Consider the following 23,446-nt stretch of genomic DNA (forward strand, 5'->3'; position numbering starts at 1 on the left):
ATATCGTCAAACGCCCACACTTATCGACTGTTGATTTTTAAAGATCGCTGCTTTGTTTAACGAAGCGTTGTGTTCGTCAGCAGCAGAGAAGCGAGATTATGCGGTACAGCGTGCAACTCGTCAACCCCATCTTTTTCTCGTTTCGCTTCGCTGATTTGTCAGCGCTGCGTTGCGAGGGACAGAACTATAGCAAGCCGAATTCACCCTGACAAGGGCCACACGTGAAAAAGGTTTGGGATGCCAACTGAACAAGCTCGTCCACGTCCGCCAACCGTCCTCGTCGTCGATGACTCGCCGACCTTGCTGCTTGCCCTGCTCGACCATCTTAGCCATCACGGGTTCCTGGTCGTTCTGGCCCACGATGCGCGCGAAGGCATGATGCGCGCTGCGCTGGCGGAGCCCGACCTGATCCTGCTGGATATTGTGATGCCCGGCCTGGACGGCTTCGAAGCATGCCGCCGACTTAAGGCGGATGCCGATACGCGCGACGTGCCGGTGATCTTCATGACCGGCCTGAGTGACGCCAAGCAGATTGTCAGCGGCTTCGCAGTGGGCGGCGTCGATTACATCACCAAACCATTCCAGGTGGAGGAAGTCCTGGCGCGCATCAATACCCATATCGCCCTGCGCCGTGCGAATAGTGAGCTGAAACAGGCCTACCAGTCGCTGGCCCAGGCCCAGGAAGAACTGGTCCACCATGAGAAACTGGCGGCGCTTGGCTCGCTGGTGGCCGGCATTGCCCATGAATTGAATACACCGATCGGCAACAGCCTGATGGTGGCCAGTACCTTTGAAGCGCAGACCGGCGATATCCGCGAGCATTTCAGCAAGGGAGAGAATATGCGCCGCTCGGAGCTGGTGGGCTATCTTGACAATGCCTGCACCACGACCGAGATCCTGATGCGCAACCTGCAGCGGGCTGCCGACCTGGTTACCAACTTCAAACAAGTGGCTGTCGACCAGACCAGCACCCAGCGCCGCACCTTCCTGCTGTCCGAAGTCGTGTCAGGCAATGTGCTGACACTTTTACCCTCGATCCGTCGCACGCCTTTCGATGTGGAGCAGTCGGTTCCCGATGAACTGATGATGGATAGCTACCCCGGCCCCCTCGGCCAGGTGATCGCCAACCTGGTGAATAACGCCCTCATGCACGCCTTCGACGGCCGCAGTGAAGGCAAGGTGGAACTGGTGGCGGAATATGAGAAGTCAGACTGGATCGCCCTGCATGTGCGCGATAACGGCAATGGCATCAGTATCGCCAATCAGGAGCGCATCTTCGATCCCTTCTTTACGACCAAGATGGGCGTGGGCGGTTCAGGCCTGGGCCTGCACATCGTGCACAGCATCGTGTCCGATATCCTGGGCGGGCGCATCACGGTTCGCAGTGAGGAAGGAAAAGGGACCTGCTTTACTTTGTCCCTACCGCTTGAGGCTCCACGTCGTTGAGCCGGTGCGCCGCACAGTCGCGCAAGCGCTGGCGGCTGTCTTTGTACCACTCGATAAATTCATCCGTCTCCATCGAGGTGGCGACCAGAGGGCCCTGCCCCGCCGCGCACCCCATTTCGCGCATCAACGCCCAATCATCGACATTCTCAATACCGTCGGCGCAAGCGGGTACGCCCAGTTTGCCCGCCATCGCGAGCAGTCCTCCCAGAAGCGGTCGCCGATGGCTGCGCTGCGCCGCTTCGTGCACAAACAAAGGGTCGATCGTGATTTCCGACAGCGGGAAGCAGGCAAAGTCGCGGGTCTGAGCTTCATAGCGTCCGCAATGCACGGCGCCCAAGCCGAAGCCGCGCAAGCTTAGGCGTTCAATATTGTGCAGCGGCTCAGGTTCGCAGGCTGCAACCACAGCCTCGCTGATTTCAAAGCATACGCTGCCAGGTTTGACGTCCTGCGCCTGGATGCCGGCGACCAAGCGAGCCAATTCTCCCAGGTCCCGCAGCAACTCACCCGGCAAGGGGATCGACAGCTTGGCCGACAGTCCCATTTCCAGCCAGCTGTGCAAATCAGCCGCGGCCTGGCTGGCCAGCGCCAGCACGATGGAGCCGATGGTCTCGTTATCGCCATTCAGCGCAGCGACGATTCCGGCGACATCCATATCCTCGCGCCCCGGGTGCCGCCAGACGCCCCGCACCGCAATGCCGACAAGACGCCCGCTATCGAGCGCTACGCGCGGTGCGTACACGGGAATGAATTCGCCAGCTGCCAGGCCAGCTTCAATTTCTGTGATGCTGGCGCCTTCCACAACCTCGTCGCGCTCCAGTTCAGCCAGCGCCAGCATTGGCGCTTTTTGCAGCAATTCCTGCAGCGACTCCAAGCGCACCGGCTTGGCAATGGTGGCCAGCAAGCGCATGACGCCACCCGGCGGCAGGCTGCGCGCTGCTTCCTGAAGGCGCGGCTGGTTGGCGGAAGCGGCTATCAGGTTGGCGGCCCAGCGCCCTTTGGCCAATTGCTGGATAAGCTCTACGCCGTCCATGCCCGGCATATCAAGGTCGGTCAGCACGAGGTCGACCGGCGCGCCACGCTGCTCCAGGGTGCGCAGGGCATTGATGCCGTCGTTGGCTATCAATACGGTGCCAAAGCCAATCTGGCGCAATAAGCCGGCGACGTGCTCGCGCTGCACGGCACTGTCTTCCACGATCAAGGCGATGTTTGCGCTGAAGTCCCTCATTCACCCTCCGTTCACACTGCCATATTGCAGTATTTCGCGGCTGATTGCATCAAGTGCGACGCTGCGCTCGGCAGCCCCGCGTTTGACCGCCTCCCTTGGCATGCCATACACCACGCAACTCTGCTCGTCCTGGGCCAAGGTGCGGGCGCCAGCCTGGCGCATTTCCAGAAGGCCGATCGCGCCATCATCACCCATGCCGGTCATGATAATTCCGAGCGCACTGGCGCCCGCGCACTTGGCGACGGAGCGGAACAGCACATCGACCGATGGCCGGTGGCGGTTGACCAGGGGGCCATCGACCACTTCGACAAAGTATTGGGACGGGCCGCGCCGCAACAGCATATGGCGGCCGCCCGGCGCAATCAGGGCTTGACCCGGCAGCACCGGGTCGTTGTTGCGTGCTTCCCTGACCGTGATCTGGCAAAGTCCGTTCAGCCGATCGGCAAAAGCAGCGGTGAATTGTTCCGGCATGTGCTGCACGATAACGATGCCCGGCGTAAGGGGAGGCAGCTCGGTCAGCACGCGCTCCAGCGCTTGGGTGCCGCCGGTCGAGGTGCCCAGCGCCACCACGCGCCCATTGCCGCGCATCGGCGCCGCCCCCTCCCCCACGGGTGGCAGGATGGCGTCGGCCGTGAGCTTGACCGACGGCGCCACGGGCACCGCCGCCGTGCGCCCCCCAGGTACCGGCAGCACGCGGGCCTGGGCTGCGCTGCGCACCGCCGCCACCAGTTCATCGCAGCCATCGTGCAGGGACTGGCGCAAATCCAGCTTGGGTTTGCTCACCACCGCCACGGCGCCCGCAGCCAGGGCTTCCATCGAGGTGCGGGTTGATTTTTCGGTCAGGGAGGAACAAATCACCACCGGGGTTGGCCGTTCGGCCATGATCTTGCGCAGGAAAGTGATGCCGTCCATGCGCGGCATCTCGACGTCGAGCACCACGACGTCCGGCCATTGCAGGCGCATACGTTCACTGGCCAGGATCGGGTCGGCCACAGCATAAGTGACTTGCATATCCGGCTCGCGCCCCAGCAAGCCGCTCAGGACCTGCCGCACGACTGCCGAATCGTCCACCACCATGACCTTGATCTGCTTCATGCGTCTCCCTTATCCCCAGCTTCGCCCTGCCGCACCCAGACGTCGCCCGTCGCCACATCAAACAGGATATGCCGGTGACCGGTGCCGAACAGGCTTTCGGACACCACGGGAATACCATATTCGGCCAGCAGCTTCTCCGCAGCCACGCCGTTGCGATGGCCAATGCCCGGCTGATGCCTTGCTTCAATCGATGGGAACATGGTGCCGCCTCCGAATATCTTGGCCTCGCACTCGCGCACCCGCACGCCCTTTTCCTGCAACTGGGCCACCATCAAAGCCATCGAATCCCTGCCATAGCGTCCGCTTAGCCCCTCGCCAGGATCGGCGTCCGCCCCTGGCTCACGCTCGGACAGCAAAAAATGCGACATGGCTCCGATCCGCAGCCGCGGGTGCCACAGCGTGATCGAAACACAGGAACCCAGCACCGTGCGGATGCGGTAACGCGCGTCGCCAACAAAATACTCTCCCGGCAGCAAATAGACTTCGAAGCCGGCGCCGGTATCCATATCATTCCTTGCGGTAGATGGCGGGGGCGACGACGCGCAAGGGCAAACCCATATCGTGCAGGCTTTCGGAGTGCCCGATATACAGGTAGCCGCCGGGCCGCAGGCATTCCAGCACCCGCTGCAGCACGCGCCGCTTGGTTTCGCCGTCAAAGTAGATCAGAACATTGCGCAGGAAGATGATGTCGAATTTTCCCAGCACCGGCAGCCATGGCGCGTTCAGGTTGATCAGGGCAAAGTCCACGCATTCGCGCAGCACGCGTGACACCAGCAGCGTGCCCTCTTCCACGTCGACGCCTTTCAGGCAGAAGCGGCGCAGGTAATCCGGCGGCACATGGGCGGCACGCACCATGGGGTAGTGCCCGCTGCGCGCCGTGTCCAGTACGCGCGAACTGATATCGGAGGCAAAAACCTCCCAACTTTGCGGCGGCAGCAAGTCGGCCAGCACCATGGCGATCGAATAAGGCTCTTCGCCCGTGGAACAGGCGGCGCTCCAGACCCTGAACGGCGCTGCGCCCTGCTTACGCTCCTTGAGCAATGAGCGCAGGTGCTCGAAATGGCGCGACTCGCGGAAAAAGTATGTTTCGTTCGTAGTTAGCAAGTCGATGGCGATCTGGGTCTCTTCCGGCGCCTGGCCGCTGGCGATCAGCTGGAAATAGGAACTGTAGCTATCGAATTGCAGGTGGTGCAGGCGCCTGGCCAGGCGCCCCGAGACCAGAGGCTTCTTGGCGTCGGACAGCGAGATCCCCGCAACTTCGTGGATGAAGCGCTGGAATTGCACGAATTCGCGGTCTGTCAGGGGCGGCACCTGCTGCATCAATTGATTTCTCCTGCCATTGAGGCGATTTCCGGCACATTCAGCACCGCGTCCAGGTTGACCAGGATGACGAACTTGCCATTGACTTTTCCGATGCCCGAAATGAAGTCATTGCGCAGCCCTGCCCCAAAACTTGGCGGCGGCTCGATCTGCCCAGCGTCGATATCCAGCACCGCGTTGACGGCGTCGACCAGCAGTCCCAGTACTTGCTGCTCTGGCGGCGCTCCGCTTTCCACGATCACGATGCAGCTGCGCCGGCCGATCACGCTGGGGGTGCGCCCAAACCGGCTGGCCAGGTCCAGCACCGGCACCACGGCGCCGCGCAAGTTGATCACCCCGCGTACGCAAGACGGCATCATGGGCACATCGGTCACGCCACCGTACTCGATGATCTCGCGCACGGCAAGTATGCCCAGTCCAAAGGTCTCTTCGCCCAGGCGGAAACTCAGGTACTGGTGCTCGGCATCCATGCCCATCCTCAGAATCGGGTGAAGTTGCTTTCATCCACCGGCGGCACGCGCGACAGGCGCCGCGACGATGAACGCTGGCCAGGTGAACGTAGCGGTTCGACACTTCGCTTGCCCGGCGCCGCCTCCTGCGCCACACGGAAGAAGCCTACCAGATGCTGCAACTCCTCCGCCTGGCTGCTCATTTCCTCGGCAGTCGACGCCAGCTCCTCGGCGCCGGCCGCATTTTGCTGGGTAGTCTGGCTTAACTGGCCCATCGCCAAGTTGATCTGGCTGACGCCCGAGGCCTGCTCCGCCGACGCTGCGGAGATTTCCTGCACCAGGCGCGAGGTCTGCTGGATGGCTGGAACCATTGCGTCGAGCATGCCGCCGGCCCGTTCGGCAAGTTGCACGCTGCCGCCGGCCAGGTCGCCGATTTCCTGCGCGGCCACCTGGCTGCGTTCGGCCAGTTTGCGCACTTCGGCCGCCACCACGGCGAAGCCCTTGCCATGCTCGCCGGCGCGCGCCGCCTCAATGGCCGCATTCAGAGCCAGCAAGTTGGTCTGGTATGCGATATCGTCGATGATCATGACGCGTTTTGCGATGTCGCGCATGGCTGCCACCGTGCTGCGAACCGCATCACCGCTCTCTCCCGCCTCGCCGGCCGCCTTGGAGGCCGTGGTATCGGTGACGCGCGCGTTGTCGGTGTTCTGGCCAATTGAGGCGCTCATTTCCTCGACCGAAGCACTCGTTTCCTCAACGCTGGCAGCTTGTTCGCTGGCGGCCTGGGACAGTGACTGCGCGGTGGCGCTGACTTCTTCCGATGCCGCCGCCAGCGCCAGCGCGCCATTGCTTACTTCGGAGGCCACGCCGGATAGCTTTTCCACCATCTGCTTCATCGATGCCAGCAAGCTGCCCTCGTCGCCCTTTTTCAGGTCGATCTGCACCGCCAGGTTGCCCTGCGCGACCTCCTGCACGATGTGGGCGGCGTAATCCGGTTCGCCCCCCAGTTGCCGCAGCAGGTTCCTGATCATCCACACCGAAATCAGGATGCCGGCCAGCAGACCGCCGCCCAGCAGCATGGCATTGGTGCGCATGGTGTCTGCGGTTTGCGCCATGGCGGACTCGTATTCCTCGCGCGCCACGCGTTCCTGCAGCTCAACCAGCCTGCCCATCGCTGCCAGAACGGTACGGAATTGCACATCCGCCGCCCGCGCGTCTTCCAGCGCCTCCTTATGTTTTCCTGCCCGCGCCTTTTGCAGGATCGCGCTATGCGTGTCGCGCCAGCCATTCCAGGCCGCCGTATATTGCGCAGCCAATTGCTGCTCTTCCGGAGTGAGCCGGGTCGCCATATACGCGCTCCAGTTCTTGCGTATCTGCTCCTGGTGGGCGGCATCGCCTTGCTGCGCAGCTTCCACCTCCGGCACGCTGGTCGCGGCGGCGGCCATGACCATGCGGTGTCGGCTGCGCAGCATGTATTCGTTAGTCTTGCCCAGGTAGATCAGCGCCACTGTGCGGTCTTCGTACGTGGTTTTCAAGCGTTCGTTGCTGAACTCCATACCGCGCATGCCGGCAAAGCCTATGCCCGCCATCATCGATACCAGTACCCCGACCAGCAAGCCAAGGCGCATCGCCACCGTGAGTTTTCGCTGCATCGTATCGCTCCTATGCTGCCAGGTTTCCTGCCGGCCGTGCCTGCAGTTGCTTGAGCAGAGCCGGTATATCGAGGATCAGGGCCACGTCGCCGCTGCCAAGGACGGTCGAACCGCTCAAACACGATATGCCACTGAATACTGGGCTGAGCGGCTTGATCACCGCCTGGCACTGGCCCTGCAGGCTATCCACCACCAGGCCGGCGTGTTGGCCGGCGTGGCGCACCACTAGCACACTCTCCCGGCGTGGAGCCGCGCTGCGCAGGCGGAACAATTCGCGCAACGAGACCGTGGGCAGCACTTCACCGCGCAGATCGACGAAGTCCCGTCGGCCCTCGCGCTCATATTCCACGCATTCTTCGATGGTGCCGAGGGGGATCGCAAAGCGGGAGGCGCCAACCGTGACCAGCATGCAATCCATGATGGCCAGCGTCAGCGGCAGGCGTATGCGCACCGTGGTGCCGTGCCCCGCTTCGCTGTCGATGGTGATGCTTCCGCGCAGCGCCTCGATATTGCGCTTGACTACGTCCATGCCGACGCCGCGGCCGGACAGATTCGTCACCTGGCCTGCGGTGGAGAAGCCCGGCTCGAATATCAGGGCGAAAACATCACTGTCGCTGGGCTTATGTTCCGGATCGAGCAGGCCGCGCTCAATGGCGCAGGCAATGATGCGTTCACGCTGCAGGCCGCCGCCGTCGTCGCGGACTTCGATCACCACACTGCCGGAATCATGGAAGGCGTTCAGCGTCACCGTTCCGTACAGCGGCTTATCGCGCTGGCGTCGCACCTCGGCAGGTTCGATGCCGTGATCGACGGCGTTGCGCACCAGATGGGTCAGCGGGTCGCCTATGCGTTCGACCAAGGTCTTGTCCAGCTCCACATCTTCGCCGCCAAGGACCAGCCGGATATCCTTGCCGATCTCGCGCGCCACGTCGTGCACCACGCGCTGGAAGCGGTTGAATGTAGCGCCAATCTTCACCATGCGCAGCTGCAGCGCGCTGTCGCGCACTTGTTCGACCAGGTCGGCCAGGGCGGACGTGCTGTCATGCAGGTCGCTGTCCTTGAAGCGGTTGCCGATCATTTGCGTACGGGCGCTGGCGATGATCAATTCGCCCACCAGGGTGATTAACTGGCCGAGGCGTTCGGCGTCGACGCGGATGGTGCGGCTATCCGCTTGCCGGGGATTCGCGCCACCCGCGGTTGTCTCGGTGCGCAGCGGCGCCGACGGCGAAGGCAACGCTGGCGGCGCCACTTGCCCCAAGCCGCTGGCCTTCAGGACTTCAGCAATTGCCGCGCCGTGCAGGGGCAGCGCATTGGCCAGGCGCTGGTAGTCCTCGTTGCCGCTTCCCGGCGGCAGCAGCCGCAGCGTACATTCGCCATGCAGGAACTCGAAGACTTTGCTGATTTCTTCCGCATCGGCAGCAGTTTCCAGCACGAGCTCAAATCCCAGGTAGCAGCTTTCAGGGTCCATCTCGCCCGGCGGCGGCAAGCCTTCGTCTACCGTGACGAGAGCGATGATGCGGCCCAGCCTTCCAAGGTAGGCAAGAAAGGATGCTGGATCCATGCCATGCCGGAAAACGTCACGGCCAAACTCCAGTGAAACCAGCCAGTTGCCGCTTGCGGCGTCATCGCGGACGGCGCCTAAAGCCGGCAAGGAACTCGAGTCCACAGGGGCGGGCGACGGCGCCAGGTAGGCGTGCAGCGCTTCCAGCTGCGCACTGCATTGCTTTCCCAAGTCGCCTTTTCCACCGCGTTCCACGTCGCGCACCATGGCGCCGATCTGGTCGGCGCATTTGAGCAGCAGCGCCACCAATTCGTCGTCCAGAGGCAGGGCGCCGTTGCGCACTTCTTCCAGCACGCTTTCTGCAGCGTGCGTAAACAGCACAATGAAATCCAGGGCGAACAGGCCGGCCGTGCCCTTGATGGTGTGGGCGGCGCGAAAGATGGCGTTGATCGATTCTTCGCGCGCCCCGGGATCGCCCAGATTCAACAAGCCGGCTTCCATCTCCGCCAGCAATTCCCCCGCCTCGGTGACAAACGCTTGCAAGCCTTCGTCCAGGTTCATGGGGGTGCCTTCCTAAGCGATGCGCAGCAGGCCGAAAAGCGAGCTGACCGCCGGGCTGTGGGCAGCCAGCCGCAATTCCTTGCCGCTGGACTGCGCCGCGTGGCGCGCCATTAATAGCAGCTGGGCGCCGGCGGTATCAATCTCGGTCACACCAGCCAAGTCCAATTCCAGCGCCTGCGACTGGTCCAGGCGTGCCAGGATCACGTCTTTCATTTCCTGCACGCGCCGGATCGTGAGATCGCCTTCGATGAAGAGCAGCGCCTGTGGCTGGGGATGCGATGGACTCATGCAACCATCGTATGCCCATGCCAGATGGCTGGCAAGCCTGCCGTTCGGAGTTGCCTCACATCACTATTCGCGCAATCTTCGTACTTTCCGCACCGGGTCGGCGGCAATGGCTGCCGCGCTGAAAGGCAGCAGCGGCAGGCGTTTTTCCGCGGCAACACCTTTCTAGCCTGAGGAACCCAATTTTCCGGCCATGTGGATGGAGTTATAACTGCCATCGATATCGCCTATCGCCCCGTGGATCGGGTAGCGCTGGCCATTGCGCGGCTCCACCTGGTAGTCGGCCAGCCGCCCATCGAAAGGCACGCCAAGCTGCTGCAGGTGCAGCGCCGCATCTTTCAGGGCCGACAGCATGCCGGGGATTGCGGCCGGCGCCACGCCACGAGGCGAATGCAGCGGGTCCGCCGGATCGAAGGCCTGCGACCACTTATCCGGCAAGACTGCAGCGCTGTTCCAGAATTCGCGAAACAGCACCGCGCCACAGCTTTCCAGGTCGGCCTTCCGGTCCCAGTTGGCCAGGACGGTGCAAGCCTTAAGCAGCAAAGCGTCCGGGGTGGCCATGCAGGCTGGCAGCAGTTCGGGCAAGACCAGGTCCGCCGCCAGGATGCGGTTGGCGAAGAGCAGGTCCTGAAGCTCTTGCGGGCCTACATGCGCGCTGCGGGCCAGCATTTCCTCTATGCCGATAAAGCCGCTGCGCGTACGCAGGTGCTGCGCCACGCGTGTCGGGCCATACAAGGGCGAGAGCCCAGGCGACGGCCCTACCAGCAACTGGCGCGCGTTGGTCGCCCAGTAGCCATCATTGGAGTTAGCCACATAATCGTCACGCAGCATGGAGGGAGCGTTGCCGCCGCCGAAAATGCCATCCGGAGCGCCATCGCCGTCGCGCCCCCCAGGCGCAGGACGAGCGCGCACCGTCGAACATCAGCAATGGCCCCAGCAGCATGCAGTCGCCGCCCGATTTGGTCCGCGCCCTCATGCGGCACCACGCTCGCATCGGCGTACAAGGCGCCTCCATGCCGGTCTGCCGCAACGGTGTTCACCCAAGGTAGGCCGACGACACGGCCCAGCTGCGTTTTCAGTTCCTGCACGCTGGCCGAACGCCCTATCGCCAGCCACTGCTCCATCAGGCGGGTATTCTTGCGGTTCGGATCGCCCAACACGAGCAAGCCGGCTTGCCCCTGGGGACTGCCGGGAATCGCCATCACGGCACCCAGGACGCTGAAATAGAAGGCCTTGCGCTTTTGCCGCAGGCTGCCATCCGGCTGCAGTACTTCGATGGCCGCCGTGCGCGTTTCCAACTGGTGCGGCACGCCGTCGACCAGATAGCGCATTGGGTCCGAGAGGTCGCGCGGCAGGCGGAAGGTGGTGAAGTGCGTCGCCTTAGTCACGGTATGCGTCCAGGCGAGGTCCTTGTTGAAGCCAATGACCCCCAAGGGCAAGCCGCCCAGGCTCACGCCCATCATGTCATAACTTCCGGGGACCGTGATGTGCAGCTGGTAGAAACGGTCGGTGCTGGTCCACGGATAGTGCGGATTCCCAAGCAGGATGCCGCGGCCATTACTACTGGCTTCCTTGCCGATCGCAAGTGCGTTGCTGGCCATGGCGCCCTGAGTGCGGATGGCGTAAGGCGCAGCCGATGGCGGCGCGGAGATCGGCCCGGCTTGACCCAGGCTGCGTCCCGGCAGGCTTCGGGCAAGCCCACTTTGTGCTCGTGCAGGTAACGGTTATAGCCGGCGGCATACCCACGCAGCAGCTGCTGGACTTCGACAGAACCGGCCGCATAGCCGGCACGCAGCTTGTCGATGTCCAGGTAGCCTCTAAAAAAGAAGTCGCTATCCTCATTGCGCAGGTCCATGAAGTCGAGCGCCGCCCCATACTCGCCGTTCAGGGGCTTGGTGGCGCGGGCATCCGGTCCGAAGTAGCGGGAGCGCTCGCCGCGCACCGTGAGGAAGCTATCGGCCAGCATGCAGACATTGTCTTCGGCGAATGAGTAGGCCAGGCCGTAACCGACGCCAGAAAAATCGCGGGCCTGGATATGGGCTACGCCATAGCTGGTGCGGGTGACTTCGGCTGAAAATTGCGGCGCAATTGAACCGCCGTCACTGCCCTTTCCACTGCAGGCAGTCAGGATTATGGCCGCACTTGCGGCCAGCAGTCGCGCTTTCATGGTCTACCTCCCCGTAAGAAAAGTGCACGTTTCCATGATGTGCGCGGCATTCTTGCGACATTTAAGGCAAATCAAATCTGGACTTAATCGTGCGCGGCAAACAATCTGCTAAGATTTTTGACAAATGCACCCGCCCCGGGTGCATTTTTTTTTGCGCAAAGGAGCAGACATGAAGAGATTCACCCCGGTAGTACTGGCCGCAGGACTCTTTGCAGCCAGCGCAGCACATGCAGCACCCGGCGCCTGGATCACCATCGGCGACGCCGCATACGCCAAGTTGCAAGCCACGGCGCCGCAAGCCATCGCAAAGCAGAGCAAGCCAGGACAAGGCAAGGAGAAAGTCCACCTGGTGCAGGTCGACGATGAGACCATGCTGAAGCTGTCGGCCGCCATCCATAAGGAATTGAAGCGTTGCGGCGGTTTCATGGTTCACGCCAGCGAAGAGGAAGGCCGCAAGGCGCTGGCCAAGGCAGGCACCGTGCAGGCGCTTGCGGCAAGCCGTCCGAGCTACGCAATCGACAACCAGACGACCGTGAACGGTATCCTGCCGACGCTGCAGGCATCCAATATCGCGCAGACCATCACGGACATGTCGAACTTCGCCAACCGCTACTACCGCACCACCAATGGCGCCAACGCCTCCAACTGGCTGGCGCAGAAGTGGACGTCCATGGCGGCCGGCCGCAACGATATCAGCGTGACCCAGTTCACGCACTCGGGCTATAACCAGAAGTCCGTGATCATGACCATCAACGGCACCGACAACGCATCCGAAGTGGTGGTAATGGGCGGCCACCTGGATTCGATCAATATGAGCGGCAACGGCGAGACTTCGCGTTCGCCAGGCGCGGACGACGATGCCTCCGGCGTCGCCAGCCTGACCGAAGCGGTGCGCGCCATGATCGCTGCCGGCTACAAGCCACGCCGCACGCTGAAGGTCATCGGCTATGCCGCGGAGGAAGCGGGCCTTCTCGGCTCCAAGGACATTGCCGCCAGCTTCAAGGCCGGCAATGTGAACGTGGTCGGTGTCCTGCAGCTGGATATGACCAACTACCATGGCTCGGCCCAGGACATCTGGATCTACACCGACTATACCGACAGCCAGCAGAACACCTTCCTGTCCTCCCTGCTGTCGACCTATATGCCGACTGCCACGGTGGGCTACAGCTCTTGCGGTTACGCCTGTTCCGACCACGCCTCGTGGCAGAACCAGGGTTATCCGGCCTCGATTCCATTCGAGTCGAAGATGGGCGAAGACAACCCGTATATCCATAGCGCCAACGACACCCTGGCCAATTCCGACAGCACGGCCAACTTCGCCCTGAAGTTCGCGCAGCTGGCGGCGGCATATGCGGTGGAACTGGGCTCCGACGGCCCGGCCGTCACCGTGCCGGACAAGGTGGAGAATTTCAGCGGCAGCCTGACGCTGAACCAGAAAAAGACCTTCGGTCCGTTCAAGGCCGGAGTGGGCACCCTCAAGGCAGAGACCACCGGCACCGGCGACGTTGACCTGTACGCGCGCAAAGGCTCCGTGCCGACCACCAGCAGCTACACCTGCAAGTCGGATGGATCCACTGCCACGGAAGCCTGCAGCTTCAGCGTCACAGCCAACGGCGATGTCTACGTCATGCTGAACGGTTACACGGCGTCGACATACAGCCTGAAGGTGACTTACCACCCGCAATAATCAGCGCAAGCTGACCGTTCCGCGCTTCCAGGCCGGGTCCTGCCACTTGTAGAAGGTGGACAGCGATTCCGGCCTGTCGGCACTGCGTTCGGTCGCCAGCGAGGCAATATCCACCAGCTCGAAGCTGCGGCAGAACTTACCCTCGGCACGTACCTCGCGCGCCGCCAGCATCTTGGCCGTGCCTGGTACCCAGCCCGCAAATTCCACATAGCCGATATCAGGATCGCTGGAACCCGGCGGCAGGACGTCCACCGTCCAAGCCTCGCCTGCGCGGCGGAAAACCCACATTTCACGCCAGCCATCCGTTGGCTGCACCGCCAGCGCCAGCGCAGTGCCTTGGGCATTGACGCGCGCCGACGCCAGCCACGCCACACCCCAGGTGCATCGGTTCAACAGCGCCTTGCCGCCCCCCTGCAAAGTGATGCAGGTTTCGCCCGGCCGCCCCGCTGCCGTCGCCACAGCCAGCAGCGGCGCCGCCTTGCCCTGCGCCGGAGCAGCCGGAGCAGCTTCCAGCGCCCAGCGAACCGCGCCAACACGCACACCGGCTTCCGCATAGGCGGTATTGTCTTCATCTGCCAGTTCCGTCTTGTTGACCGCCGCCAGCGCCTGTTCGGCGCGACCAGCCGCCAGCGCCGCATCCTCACCCTTGCGTGCGTGCTGGAAGGCCACGCTGGACCATACCGCCGCGCGCCGCATGTGGATACGGTTCTTCATATGTTCCGGCAGGCGGGCCATATCCACCGTATCGAGAAGCTCGGCGCGCCAGCGGTCGTGCTCTATACGTTGCGCTACTCCCAGCGTGGGATCGATGCAGGCCGCGTTGCTCAGGGCCAGGGCAGCGCGGGCGCGCTGCTCGGCATTCGGCGCTGCTGTCAGCTCGCGGCGGAAGGCGTCGCCGTCATAGCACACCCGCACCTTGCCATCCTGTTCATAGCTGCGCATCGCCACGCCATAGCTGGCCACCACTTCCAAATGGGCGGCCAGCGCCGTTTCAGCCTGCGGCGGCAGTTTCGACGAGGCCCGCGCGGCCAGCCGCTCGGCCATGCTGCCGATGGCATCGAACGGTTCGGCGTTGATCGCTTGCGGGGCAGCAGCCTTCAGGTAGGCTGCGCCATAGCTGATACCCAAGGCTTCGGCGCCCGGCGTATCGCGCAGGAAGCGCATCACGGCGAGCAGTTCGGGCGCAGCGGCGGGCTGCAAATCCACTTGCCGCACCCGCGCGGCGCGCACATAGCCTGCGCGTTCGCGGCGATGGTCGTACACCTGCAGAAAGTCACCGCGGGCACCGCGCACCTCCAGCGCGTCACCCTGCCAGAGTACGGCCTGTGCCTGGGCCGATTCACGCGGCGCCGCTCGCAGCGGCAGCTGATCCTGGGTGACGATAGCCAGGGACACGGCGGCGACTAACATCGAGATGGCCATCGTTATTCCCCAGCGTTGGCGGCAATGCGCTCGGCATGTACAGTCTTCGGCGCACCGACCAGGGTCGAGCCAATGAAACCGCCATCCGCCGGTGGCGGAGCAATGATCACCGATACCTTGTCCGACAGCTTGTCGGCCATGGTTTTCTGGATCAACAGCGGGTGCTTGCTCAACAACTCGCCGTCTCGCTCCATCTGGGCGCTGGCGATCTTGCCCACCAGCTCCTGGCGATAGGCTTCGGCATCGGCCAGTTTGCGGCGCGAATCCGCCTCGCCGGCTGCTTCAATGACACGAGCCTGGGCATTGCCTTCCGAAGTCTTGATGCGAGCGGTCTTTTCAGCTTCCGCCTCCAGCTCGCGCTGCTTGACCTGCTTTTCCTTGAACGGCAGCACGTGGCGCATGGCCTCTTCCTGCGCCTTGGCGGCGATCACCTGTTCCGAAGCGGCGGCTTCGGCGGCTTTTTCGCGCGCCACTTTTTGCGCCTCGGCTTCCAGCGCAGTCTGACGCACCTGCTTCTCTTTCAGCTCCAGCGTGTAGCGCATTTTTTCGGATTCCAGCTCTTCCGCCAGCAGCTTCTCCATGCCTGCCTTGAAGTCTTCCGGCAGCACCACCTTACCGATGGTAACGCTGCGCAGCACGATACCGTCGGCAGCCAACTTGGGCTTCAGTTCAGCCTCGATGGCTTGCTGGATTTCGGCGCGCTTGGACGAGAAGATTTCACGAACCGTGTAGCGGGTCAGTACCTTGTAGATCACGCCTTCCACATCGGGCGCCACCACATCGCGGGAAATATCAGGCGGCAGCTTGGGCGCCAGAACCGGCAAGCGCGCCTGGTCGAGGCCATAGCGGATCGACATGTCCAGGCCCAGCGACAAGCCTTCACCGGATTGGAAAGGCGTTTCACCCGCAGCCGCAGGGCGGTAGGTCTGGTCGCGCAGCGACAGCATGCGCATTTCATGGATGCCCGGCAGGGACAACACCAAGCCTTCTGGCAAAATCGAAGTGCCGCCGGTCAGGTGATTGGTACGCACCGCCACTTCGCCGCGGCCAACCGTGCGCATTGGAGGAAACTGGTACAAGCCGTAACCGACTGCGCCGGTCAGGCCGAGCAGCACAACGCCCTTGCGGACGTTGGATGGGAAATGAATGCTGCTGGCAGCACGGCCAAGCGTCGAGCGAATCGCCTGCAGCATCGTACTGATCCGGTTGTTCATGATAATTGCCTTTCTGGGGTGGTTGGCCCGGCACAGCGCCGGTACAGCAATCTTCCTTCCGCCGGGCGCGAACGTTCAATGCTGCCGCCCGCCCACTCCCTTCCGGGCTGTGAAGAAAAATTCACGCCGGCGGCCGGGCTTTTGGGTAATACTTTCGTCATGACACGCGTAGCTATCATCGAAGACGACCTCCCTACCAGCAACCAGCTCGCCGGCTGGGTCGCCGCGGCCCGCCCTGGCATCCAGGTCGACCAGTGGTTCAACCGTGACGACGCCGAGGCGGCCATCGCCCGCGAGCACTACGACCTGGTGGTGCTGGACATTGAACTTGGCCGCGAGCGCCACGCAGGCGTCGCCATCATCAACGCCATCAACAAGCGCCATGCGACGCCGGTCCTGGTAGTGTCGGCCATGCCGGCAGCGATCTACCGCTCCATTATGAAAGCGCTGGACGCCTGGGACTACCTGCAAAAGACCACCTTCGAAGAAGCGGATTTCATCGACACCTTCCTGGAAATCCTGCGCGCGGCCAAGGACAGCAAACCCGCCGCCCCGTCCAGCGAACTGGCCATGGACCCGCTGCGCCAGCGCACGCCAACCTGGCGCGGCCAGCGCATCAACCTTCCCCTGACGGCGCAGCGCATCCTGGCCGCCCTGTTCGAACGCCGCGGCCAGGTTGTGTCCTACGAAGACCTGTTCGAAGTGGTGAAGAGCGGCCGTAACCGCGACAACATCCGCAAGCATGTGAGCACCATCCGAGATGCCTTCCGCGAAATCGATCCCGGCTTCGAATGCATCGAGAATATCCCGATGCGCGGCTTCCGCTGGACCGACGGGGCATGAATCCTTTTTCCCTGCTGACGCCCTACCGCCTGCGCATCGTCCTGCGCATGGCCTTCCCGCTGCTGGCCATCGGCACGCTGGGCCTCGCGGTATCCGTGCTCCAGCAGGAAAAGCAGCTCAGCTACCAGGCCTATGAGAATTCCTTCTACAAAACGCGCGAGCAGATCGCTGCGACGCTGCGCCATCCGACCGGCCAGCTCGCCCTGCTGAATCCCGGAGCCGGCCGGAATCCCGGCCTGCATCCCGTGCTGCTGCCTTACGCTGCGCTGGACTTCGACGACCAGGCCAAGGTGCAGCAAGCGATCGCCATGGCAGGCTGCGCGGCGCAGTACGGCGACAAGGGCACCCTGTGCGTCGGCATCGGCAACAACCCCTGGGCCGGCGGCTTTATCTACGTCGCAGGGACGTTCAATTCCGCCCCGCTGGCAGCGCATCCCATGCGCGAAATCGCGGTCGACCAAGCCCACCGCGTCGACATGAAGGTCAGCCTGCGCGGGCAGGACTACCACTGGATCGCACCATTCGAACAGACTGGCGATCCTGCCAGCGGCGGCATTCGTGGGCGCCTGACCGGCTACACCGCAGCCGAAGCCGGCCAGCCGCGCGCCCGGCCGGTAAAGGATTTCCGCGGCTGGATCTGGCAAAGTCCGGTATGTACACCGGAAGGTGCGCCCGATTGCTCGCACAGTGCATTCTTCTCAGTGCGCTTGCCTGTCGGCGTACTGCAGGATGCCCTGTTCGCCAAGAGCCGGCCCGCCTGGCCGCCGGAAGACCTGGCGAACATCAATGTCAGCGTCGCGCTGCTGCCGCCTGGTGATGGCCCCGCCCTGCTGGACACGACGCGCGACCAGGCCACGCCGCTGTTCTCCCTGCGCGACCTGCAAACACTGCTGCTGCCAGGCGAGACCCTGCGCGTGCGCGATGCGCGCGGCAAGGAAGTACTCTCGCTTTCAGGAGCCAGCAGCGGCAGCGACCAAAGCTGGCACGCCTTGCTTACCCTTGTACGCCACTTGCCGGTCGATACCACCATCAAGGCGCTGCAGACCCGTAGCAGCGTACCCACGCCGCTTGGCAATTTCGAGATTGAACTGAACGGCGACGCGCGCAGCGTCAGCGACGCCCTGAGCGTGGTCGCCACGCGCGTTTCCTGGTTTGTCGGCGCCATCCTGGCGGCCTTGCTGTTGGCGTGGCTGGTGGTGGAGGCTGGCATCATCCGTCCGATCAGCATCCTGACCCGGCGCGCCGATAAGGTGGCGCGCTCGGTCAAGACAGCCGGCGCGCTGGATGAGTTCGACCTGTCGGATTTGCGCGGCCGCGACGAACTTGGCGTGCTGGCCAACTGCCTGCACGACCTGCTGCGCCGCGTGCGCGAAGACGTGGAGAAGGAAGCAATCCGCGCCGAGCAGGAACGCGATATGTGGCATGCCGTCGGACACGAGATCATGTCGCCGCTACAGTCGCTGATGGCGCTGCATGGCGGCGAGCATGATCCCAGCGGACGCTATATCCACCGCATGCAGCAGGCAGTGCGCGTCCTTTATGGTCAAGCTTCGCCTAGTGAAGCCTTCCAATCGACCACGCTGCAGCTGGAATCCCTGGACCTGGATGCCTTCCTGCGCGACGTAGCCGCCAACGCCCCTTGCGTCGGCATCGAAGACGTTCGCTATGAATGCGGGGTGCGCGCCACGGTTAAAGCCGATCCCTATGCGCTGGAAGATGTTGTGACCCACATCCTGAACAATGCCAGCCGTCACCGCCAAACAGGCACGCCGATCACGATGACGCTCGCGTCGGACGAGCGTACAGCCAGCCTGTCCATCCGTAATGAGGGCGAAACCATTGCTCCGGAACTGATCGACAAAGTGTTTGAATACGGGGTATCCGGCCAGGAGGAAGGGGCAAGCCGCGGCCAGGGATTGTTTGTGGTGAAAACTTATATGGCCAAGATGGGTGGCACCGTCACGGCACGCAATGTGGCGGGCGGCGTCGAATTCACCTTGACGCTGCACTTGGCAGGGAGCTGACCGCGTCGTTTCCGGGCTAAAAGCAACGCTCGCCCGGAGCGAATTGCGGTAATATCAAACCTCACTCAAGGCAAGCAATTGCCTGCACTAACACCCTACGCCGCCCTCCGGCGACGTTGACCAATACTGAATCCACTATGCGCTTCAAACTCGCCGCGTTCACCATCCTTACGTCCATTGCCTGCACCGCCGTTGCCCAGACGCCCGGCTACGATGAGCAATACAATGCCGCCCGTGCCCTGATCGAGGCCGAGCGCTACCCGGAAGCAGTCCAGGCATTCACAAAAATGCTCGAAGCGTCGCCCAAGAATTCCGACCTGCTGCTAGGTCGCGCGACGGCCAATATGCGCATGAAGAAATGGGCCGACGCGGAAGCCGACTTGCGCATCGCCCATGAGGCATCGCCCAATTACACCGATGTGACGGTTGCGCTGGCCAATGTCCAGAGATGGCGCGCGCCATCGCCGGAGTTGGCAACCGCCGACGGATATAGCTGGTCCGCCGGCCTGTCCGCCTCGCAAACAAAAGTGGGCGATCAAAACTGGCGCGACTACACCGCAAGCATCCGCCACTACTTCACGCGAGGCTCCCTCGGCCTCGAAGTACTCAATGCCCACCGTTTCGGCCTGGCCGACAAAGCCTACGCGCTGGATGGCTACACGCCATTGTGGTCCAGCGCTTACGCCAATATTCGCTACCAGCGTGGCCCGAACAGCCGCCTGTTCCCCGCGAACTCCTGGCGCGCGGAAGTCTTTCAGAGTATCGATGGCGGCTGGGAACTGTCTGGCGGCATCGACGATCTTGGTTTTGACGATCACGTCAAACTGTATTCCCTCGGCGTGGGTAAATACACCGGTAATTTCTACCTGCGCTGGCGCCACCAGAATATCGTATCGACGGGCTCGCACTCCAGCAATGACCGCCTGATGGTGCGCTATTACGACCAGGGCGATGCCGACAATTACATGGAACTCACTTACAGCAACGGCCGTAGCGGTGACCAGCTTGAGCTGTCGAGCGGGCGCCAGACCTCCAATTCCTACGGAGCGAGCATTGTTCGTTTCCTGGACCGGAACTGGAGTGTCAAGGCTGGCGCCAGCCTGTCGCGATCCACGAATGCGCCGAATGAACGCAGCTTGAGCGTAGGCGTCTCGCGTCGCTGGTAAGGGAACGGACGATCACCGATGAAGGCCTTCACGACGACGCTTATCCGCTTCTTTACCTGCCTGCCTGCCCTGGTGATGGGCATGGCGATCCTCCGCGTGGTGGAGCTGGGCACACACGCCAGCCAGCTCAGTGTCCTGCTGTTCCCCGCAATCGGCAACGATTTGCTCGCGCTGGTCCGCTACCTGCCTTTCGTGTTCTTGCTGTCCCTGCCAGGCCTGGCCATGCAGAAGCGCGTGGCGCGCCTGGCTTGGATCGGGGTCACATGGTCGCTGCTCCTCGTCATTCAAGGCGCGCTGATTGCCTATCAACGCTCTACCGGTGCGCTGCTTGGTGCGGACCTGTTTGGCTATTCGTGGAAGGAAATCCAGCTCATCCTGGCAAGCCATGCCAACACCGATCTCCTGATGGCGGCGAGCATGGTGATCGTCATCGCACTGATGTTCTTTGTGCTCGTGCGTAAAGATCGAATCGAAAACCCAGGCTGGAAAGCACCTCAGGCAATTGCAGTTCTGGCGCTTTCAATTCCGGCCTTTGTCCTGTTGCCGAATCAAATGGAGTCCGATGACGTACGCCAGGACCTCGCCATCGTCACGGTCAATAAGGCGGCCTTCTTTGCCAACGCAAACCTGGCATACCTTGTCCGTTTGACTCCGGTCAGCCCAGCTGGCGGCAGCGACGATGCAGCCTATCCTTTCGTGCATGCCGAAACCACGCCGGATACGCTCGGCCCCCATTTCAATCCCCAGCCAACGCCGCCGAATATTGTCCTGATTATTGTTGAAGGCTTGGGCCGCTCGTTCTCCGGCCCAGGCGCGCGCCAGGGCAGCTTTACGCCCTTCCTGGATGAACTGGCCGGCCAGAGCCTGTATTGGGGAAATTTCGTCGCCCCGCAGGGCAGGACATTTGGTGTCCTGCCTTCTCTACTCGGCTCGCTGCCATTTGGAGAACACGGCTTTTCCTCGATGGGCCAGAACATGCCTGGGCAAGCGTCGCTGGTAAGCATTTTGCGTAGCCAGGGTTATCGCACGCGCTATTTCACGGGCACCAACCTCGAATTCGACAACCAGGGCCAGTTCCTGGCTCGCCAGGGCACCGATGTTGTCTCGGGATCGGGGCAATTCGATCCATCGGTGAGACGAGGTAATGAATGGGGTTATGCAGACCGGGAGCTCATTGACCACGAGCTCAAATTCGCCAGCCGCGATACCTGCAAACCATGCCTGACTGTCATCCAGACGGTCACCATGCACGATCCCTTCACCTTCCCCGGCCAGGATGAATATAAGGCGCGGGTCAAGCAACGACTCGACCAACTGGGCATAGCAGCGGACAAGCGCGCACCTTACCAGGACGATGCCAGGATCTTCGCCAGCATCATGTACACCGATGACGCCCTGCGTCACTACTTTAGCGAAGCCAGAAAGCAGCCTGGCCACGACAACACCATCTACATAATCACCGGAGACCACCGCTTGCCGGAGCTGCCGATGACGCACTACCTGGAACGCTATCACGTCCCGCTGATTATCTATTCGCCGATGCTGAAGGAGCCACAGCAAATCCGGTCCATGTCCTCGCAGTTTGACGTGACGCCGTCAATATTGGCTTTCCTGTCCCACCAGTATGGATTGAAAACGCCTGCACAAGCCACCTGGCTTGGTTCGGGCCTGGACATGGAGCCAGGCTTCCGCAATATCCACGCCTTCCCGCTGAAGCAGACCAAGACCGACCTGCATGACTTCATCTCCGGCAACGTGATGTTGAGCCACGGTCGCCTTTACAGCATTGCCGACGGCATGGAGATCGACCCGTCGGACAACCCGGTGGCCAAGAAAAAAGCCCTCGCACAATTTGACGCATTCAAGGCGCTCAACGCCGGGCTTGAACGAAATAAGAAGCTGGCGCCCGCCTCGGTGCTGGACAAGCCGGCTCTCAGCTATGACGAGACCAAGCGAAAACTCCAGACGGCCACGCTGGCAGCGGACCTTGGCAACCTGTGGGTCTCGAAAGCGAAGGCCGACGTAGTCGAGGACGAATTGCGCCTGTCCGCGCAATTTGCAAATCGCGGAGATGCCGTCTCGCCTGAATTCGTTCCGCTCCTCGTCATCACCGATGCAAGTGGCCGTGAACTTGGGGAGTCTTACGGCAAGGCGACCAAGCTGGAGCCGGGTACCGGCGCGGACGTAGAACTGCGCATCAAGCTCAAGCTGCCGGCGGGGGCCTATTTCGCATCCGTCATCGTCTCCCATCCGAATACAGGAAAACCTCTTGGACAAGGGCAGTATCACATTCCATTTACGCGCTAAGTGAAGCCCATGTCCCGTGTTTTCACCCGTTCACTGGGCGCCCTGCTGGTTGCAGCAGCGCTCAACGCGCCCGCATTCGCAGCAACGGCGCCAAGGGCCGTATGGACGTGGGAGGAAGAAAGCTATGCCATGCTGGACGGAGCCTCCGCTGTGGACGAGGCAATCACGTTTTTCAAAGCGCACGGAATTACGACGGTCTATCTGTATGCCGACTCCTTCAGGGAGCGCAATGATATTGTCGATGACCCCAAGCGCTATAAGGCTGTCATCAAACGACTGCATGGCGCGGGCCTGCAAGTTTATGCGCTTCTAGGCTCTGGCTACCTGCAAACGGAGCGCTACATCCTGCCGGCGTTTCGCGCGGTCGCAATCGCAATGGCGCGCCGCGTGTTCGACTACAACGCCAAGGCGCATCCCGAAGAACGCTTTGATGGCATCAATCTCGACATCGAACCGCACATCCTGGACGAATGGCCAGCGAAGAAGTTTGAACTGCTTGGTCATTTCCTGGACATGAGCGCCGCCATCATGGCCGAAAAACGGCGCTACGGCCAGGCCATTGATATTGGACCTGCAATTCCATTCTGGTGGGACGGTATTGAATTAAGTTGGCGCGGCAAACGCCGCAGCGTCAGCGAACATACGCAAGACCTGTATGACTATGTCGCCTTGATGGACTACCGCGATCACGCCAATGGCCCAGATGGAATGATCAGCCACGCCAGTGATGAAATGGCCTACGGAATAAAAGCTGGGAAGCGCGTACTGATTGGCGTAGAGACGACGCCAAATGAAATCCAGAAAGTCTCCTTCAATCATTTGACCGAGGCAGACATGGAACGCGAAATAGGTACAACAGAAGCGCACTTCAAAAACCAGAAAGCATTTGGAGGCTTTGTCGTACATCACTACCGCGGCTATCGCCAGTGGCTGGACAGGCAAAGCAAAAAACCCCTTCCGCACTGAGCGCGATCTAGAGCGCGCTCAGGCTGAAGGGGCTTTTCTAATAAGAGCCTGACGATAACCTACTTTCACACTGGTTGCAGCACTATCATCGGCGCAAAGTCGTTTCACGGTCCTGT

General features: G+C 62.1%; 19 protein-coding genes and 1 pseudogene. 7 read left to right on the top strand and 13 right to left on the bottom strand.

The window, feature by feature from the left end; translation table 11 throughout:
* The first annotated feature begins 237 nt into the window (after positions 1–237).
* Entirely contained in the window at positions 238–1,446 is a 1,209-nt protein-coding gene (locus AC1RTP_RS28280; protein WP_498611979.1) for a hybrid sensor histidine kinase/response regulator, read from the top strand.
* On the opposite strand, the gene AC1RTP_RS28285 is transcribed toward AC1RTP_RS28280, so the two are convergent.
* From AC1RTP_RS28285 to AC1RTP_RS28335, 11 genes and pseudogenes are all read right to left on the bottom strand, one after another.
* Positions 1,409–2,671 carry an EAL domain-containing response regulator gene (locus tag AC1RTP_RS28285; RefSeq protein ID WP_498611980.1) on the bottom strand — a complete coding sequence of 421 codons (1,263 nt, stop codon included), beginning with the start codon at positions 2,669–2,671 and terminating at the stop codon, positions 1,409–1,411. The two genes, AC1RTP_RS28280 and AC1RTP_RS28285, sit on opposite strands and share 38 nt — an antisense overlap.
* On the bottom strand, positions 2,672–3,766 hold the full coding sequence (locus AC1RTP_RS28290; protein WP_498611981.1) for a protein-glutamate methylesterase/protein-glutamine glutaminase: 1,095 nt from the start codon (positions 3,764–3,766) through the stop codon (positions 2,672–2,674). It abuts the gene before it with no gap.
* Positions 3,763–4,272, bottom strand: coding sequence for a chemotaxis protein CheD (locus AC1RTP_RS28295; RefSeq protein ID WP_498611982.1), 510 nt, complete (start codon positions 4,270–4,272; stop codon positions 3,763–3,765). The genes AC1RTP_RS28290 and AC1RTP_RS28295 overlap by 4 nt, the downstream gene beginning before the upstream one ends.
* Position 4,273: 1 nt before the next feature.
* A complete protein-coding gene (locus tag AC1RTP_RS28300; RefSeq protein ID WP_498611996.1) occupies positions 4,274–5,086 on the bottom strand; it encodes a CheR family methyltransferase in 813 nt (270 codons plus the stop codon).
* A complete protein-coding gene (locus AC1RTP_RS28305; protein WP_498611983.1) occupies positions 5,086–5,556 on the bottom strand; it encodes a chemotaxis protein CheW in 471 nt (156 codons plus the stop codon). Before AC1RTP_RS28305 ends, AC1RTP_RS28300 begins: the two co-directional genes overlap by 1 nt.
* An 8-nt stretch (positions 5,557–5,564) precedes the next feature.
* Entirely contained in the window at positions 5,565–7,187 is a 1,623-nt protein-coding gene (locus tag AC1RTP_RS28310) for a methyl-accepting chemotaxis protein (protein ID WP_498611984.1), read from the bottom strand.
* Positions 7,188–7,197: 10 nt separating this feature from the next.
* The gene (locus AC1RTP_RS28315) at positions 7,198–9,249 is read right to left on the bottom strand and encodes a chemotaxis protein CheA (protein WP_498611985.1); all 2,052 of its coding nucleotides are present in this window, start codon (positions 9,247–9,249) and stop codon (positions 7,198–7,200) included.
* A 12-nt stretch (positions 9,250–9,261) separates the two neighbouring features.
* Positions 9,262–9,537: an STAS domain-containing protein gene (locus AC1RTP_RS28320; RefSeq protein WP_498611986.1), complete on the bottom strand. Its 276-nt coding sequence runs from the start codon at positions 9,535–9,537 to the stop codon at positions 9,262–9,264.
* Positions 9,538–9,699: 162 nt separating this feature from the next.
* Positions 9,700–10,392: a penicillin acylase family protein gene (locus AC1RTP_RS28325; protein WP_498611997.1), complete on the bottom strand. Its 693-nt coding sequence runs from the start codon at positions 10,390–10,392 to the stop codon at positions 9,700–9,702.
* Complete coding sequence (locus AC1RTP_RS28330; protein ID WP_498611987.1) at positions 10,293–11,135, bottom strand: penicillin acylase family protein; 843 nt, start codon at positions 11,133–11,135, stop codon at positions 10,293–10,295. Before AC1RTP_RS28330 ends, AC1RTP_RS28325 begins: the two co-directional genes overlap by 100 nt.
* A 101-nt stretch (positions 11,136–11,236) precedes the next feature.
* A pseudogene (locus tag AC1RTP_RS28335) lies at positions 11,237–11,701 on the bottom strand (penicillin acylase family protein); the annotation flags it as partial.
* 169 nt (positions 11,702–11,870) lie between these two features.
* On the opposite strand from AC1RTP_RS28335, the gene AC1RTP_RS28340 reads away from it, so the two are divergent.
* Positions 11,871–13,388 (top strand): M20/M25/M40 family metallo-hydrolase, encoded by a 1,518-nt coding sequence (locus AC1RTP_RS28340; protein WP_498611988.1) that lies wholly within the window; start codon positions 11,871–11,873, stop codon positions 13,386–13,388.
* On the opposite strand, the gene AC1RTP_RS28345 is transcribed toward AC1RTP_RS28340, so the two are convergent.
* Both AC1RTP_RS28345 and AC1RTP_RS28350 read right to left on the bottom strand, forming a co-directional pair.
* Positions 13,389–14,810, bottom strand: coding sequence for a hypothetical protein (locus AC1RTP_RS28345; protein ID WP_498611989.1), 1,422 nt, complete (start codon positions 14,808–14,810; stop codon positions 13,389–13,391).
* A 2-nt stretch (positions 14,811–14,812) separates the two neighbouring features.
* Positions 14,813–16,024: a prohibitin family protein gene (locus AC1RTP_RS28350; protein ID WP_498611990.1), complete on the bottom strand. Its 1,212-nt coding sequence runs from the start codon at positions 16,022–16,024 to the stop codon at positions 14,813–14,815.
* Between the two features lie 159 nt (positions 16,025–16,183).
* Here AC1RTP_RS28350 and AC1RTP_RS28355 point away from each other — a divergent pair, with 159 nt between their 5' ends.
* From AC1RTP_RS28355 to AC1RTP_RS28375, 5 genes are all read left to right on the top strand, one after another.
* Complete coding sequence (locus tag AC1RTP_RS28355; RefSeq protein WP_498611991.1) at positions 16,184–16,867, top strand: response regulator transcription factor; 684 nt, start codon at positions 16,184–16,186, stop codon at positions 16,865–16,867.
* Positions 16,864–18,891, top strand: coding sequence for a sensor histidine kinase (locus AC1RTP_RS28360; protein ID WP_498611992.1), 2,028 nt, complete (start codon positions 16,864–16,866; stop codon positions 18,889–18,891). Before AC1RTP_RS28355 ends, AC1RTP_RS28360 begins: the two co-directional genes overlap by 4 nt.
* A 137-nt stretch (positions 18,892–19,028) precedes the next feature.
* A complete protein-coding gene (locus AC1RTP_RS28365; protein ID WP_498611993.1) occupies positions 19,029–20,057 on the top strand; it encodes a YaiO family outer membrane beta-barrel protein in 1,029 nt (342 codons plus the stop codon).
* 18 nt (positions 20,058–20,075) lie between these two features.
* Entirely contained in the window at positions 20,076–22,364 is a 2,289-nt protein-coding gene (locus AC1RTP_RS28370; protein WP_498611994.1) for an LTA synthase family protein, read from the top strand.
* 9 nt (positions 22,365–22,373) lie between these two features.
* Positions 22,374–23,330 (top strand): hypothetical protein, encoded by a 957-nt coding sequence (locus AC1RTP_RS28375; RefSeq protein WP_498611995.1) that lies wholly within the window; start codon positions 22,374–22,376, stop codon positions 23,328–23,330.
* Positions 23,331–23,446: the final 116 nt, after the last annotated feature.

It is taken from the genome of Pseudoduganella sp. GW821-FHT11H04 (genome assembly GCF_058807935.1).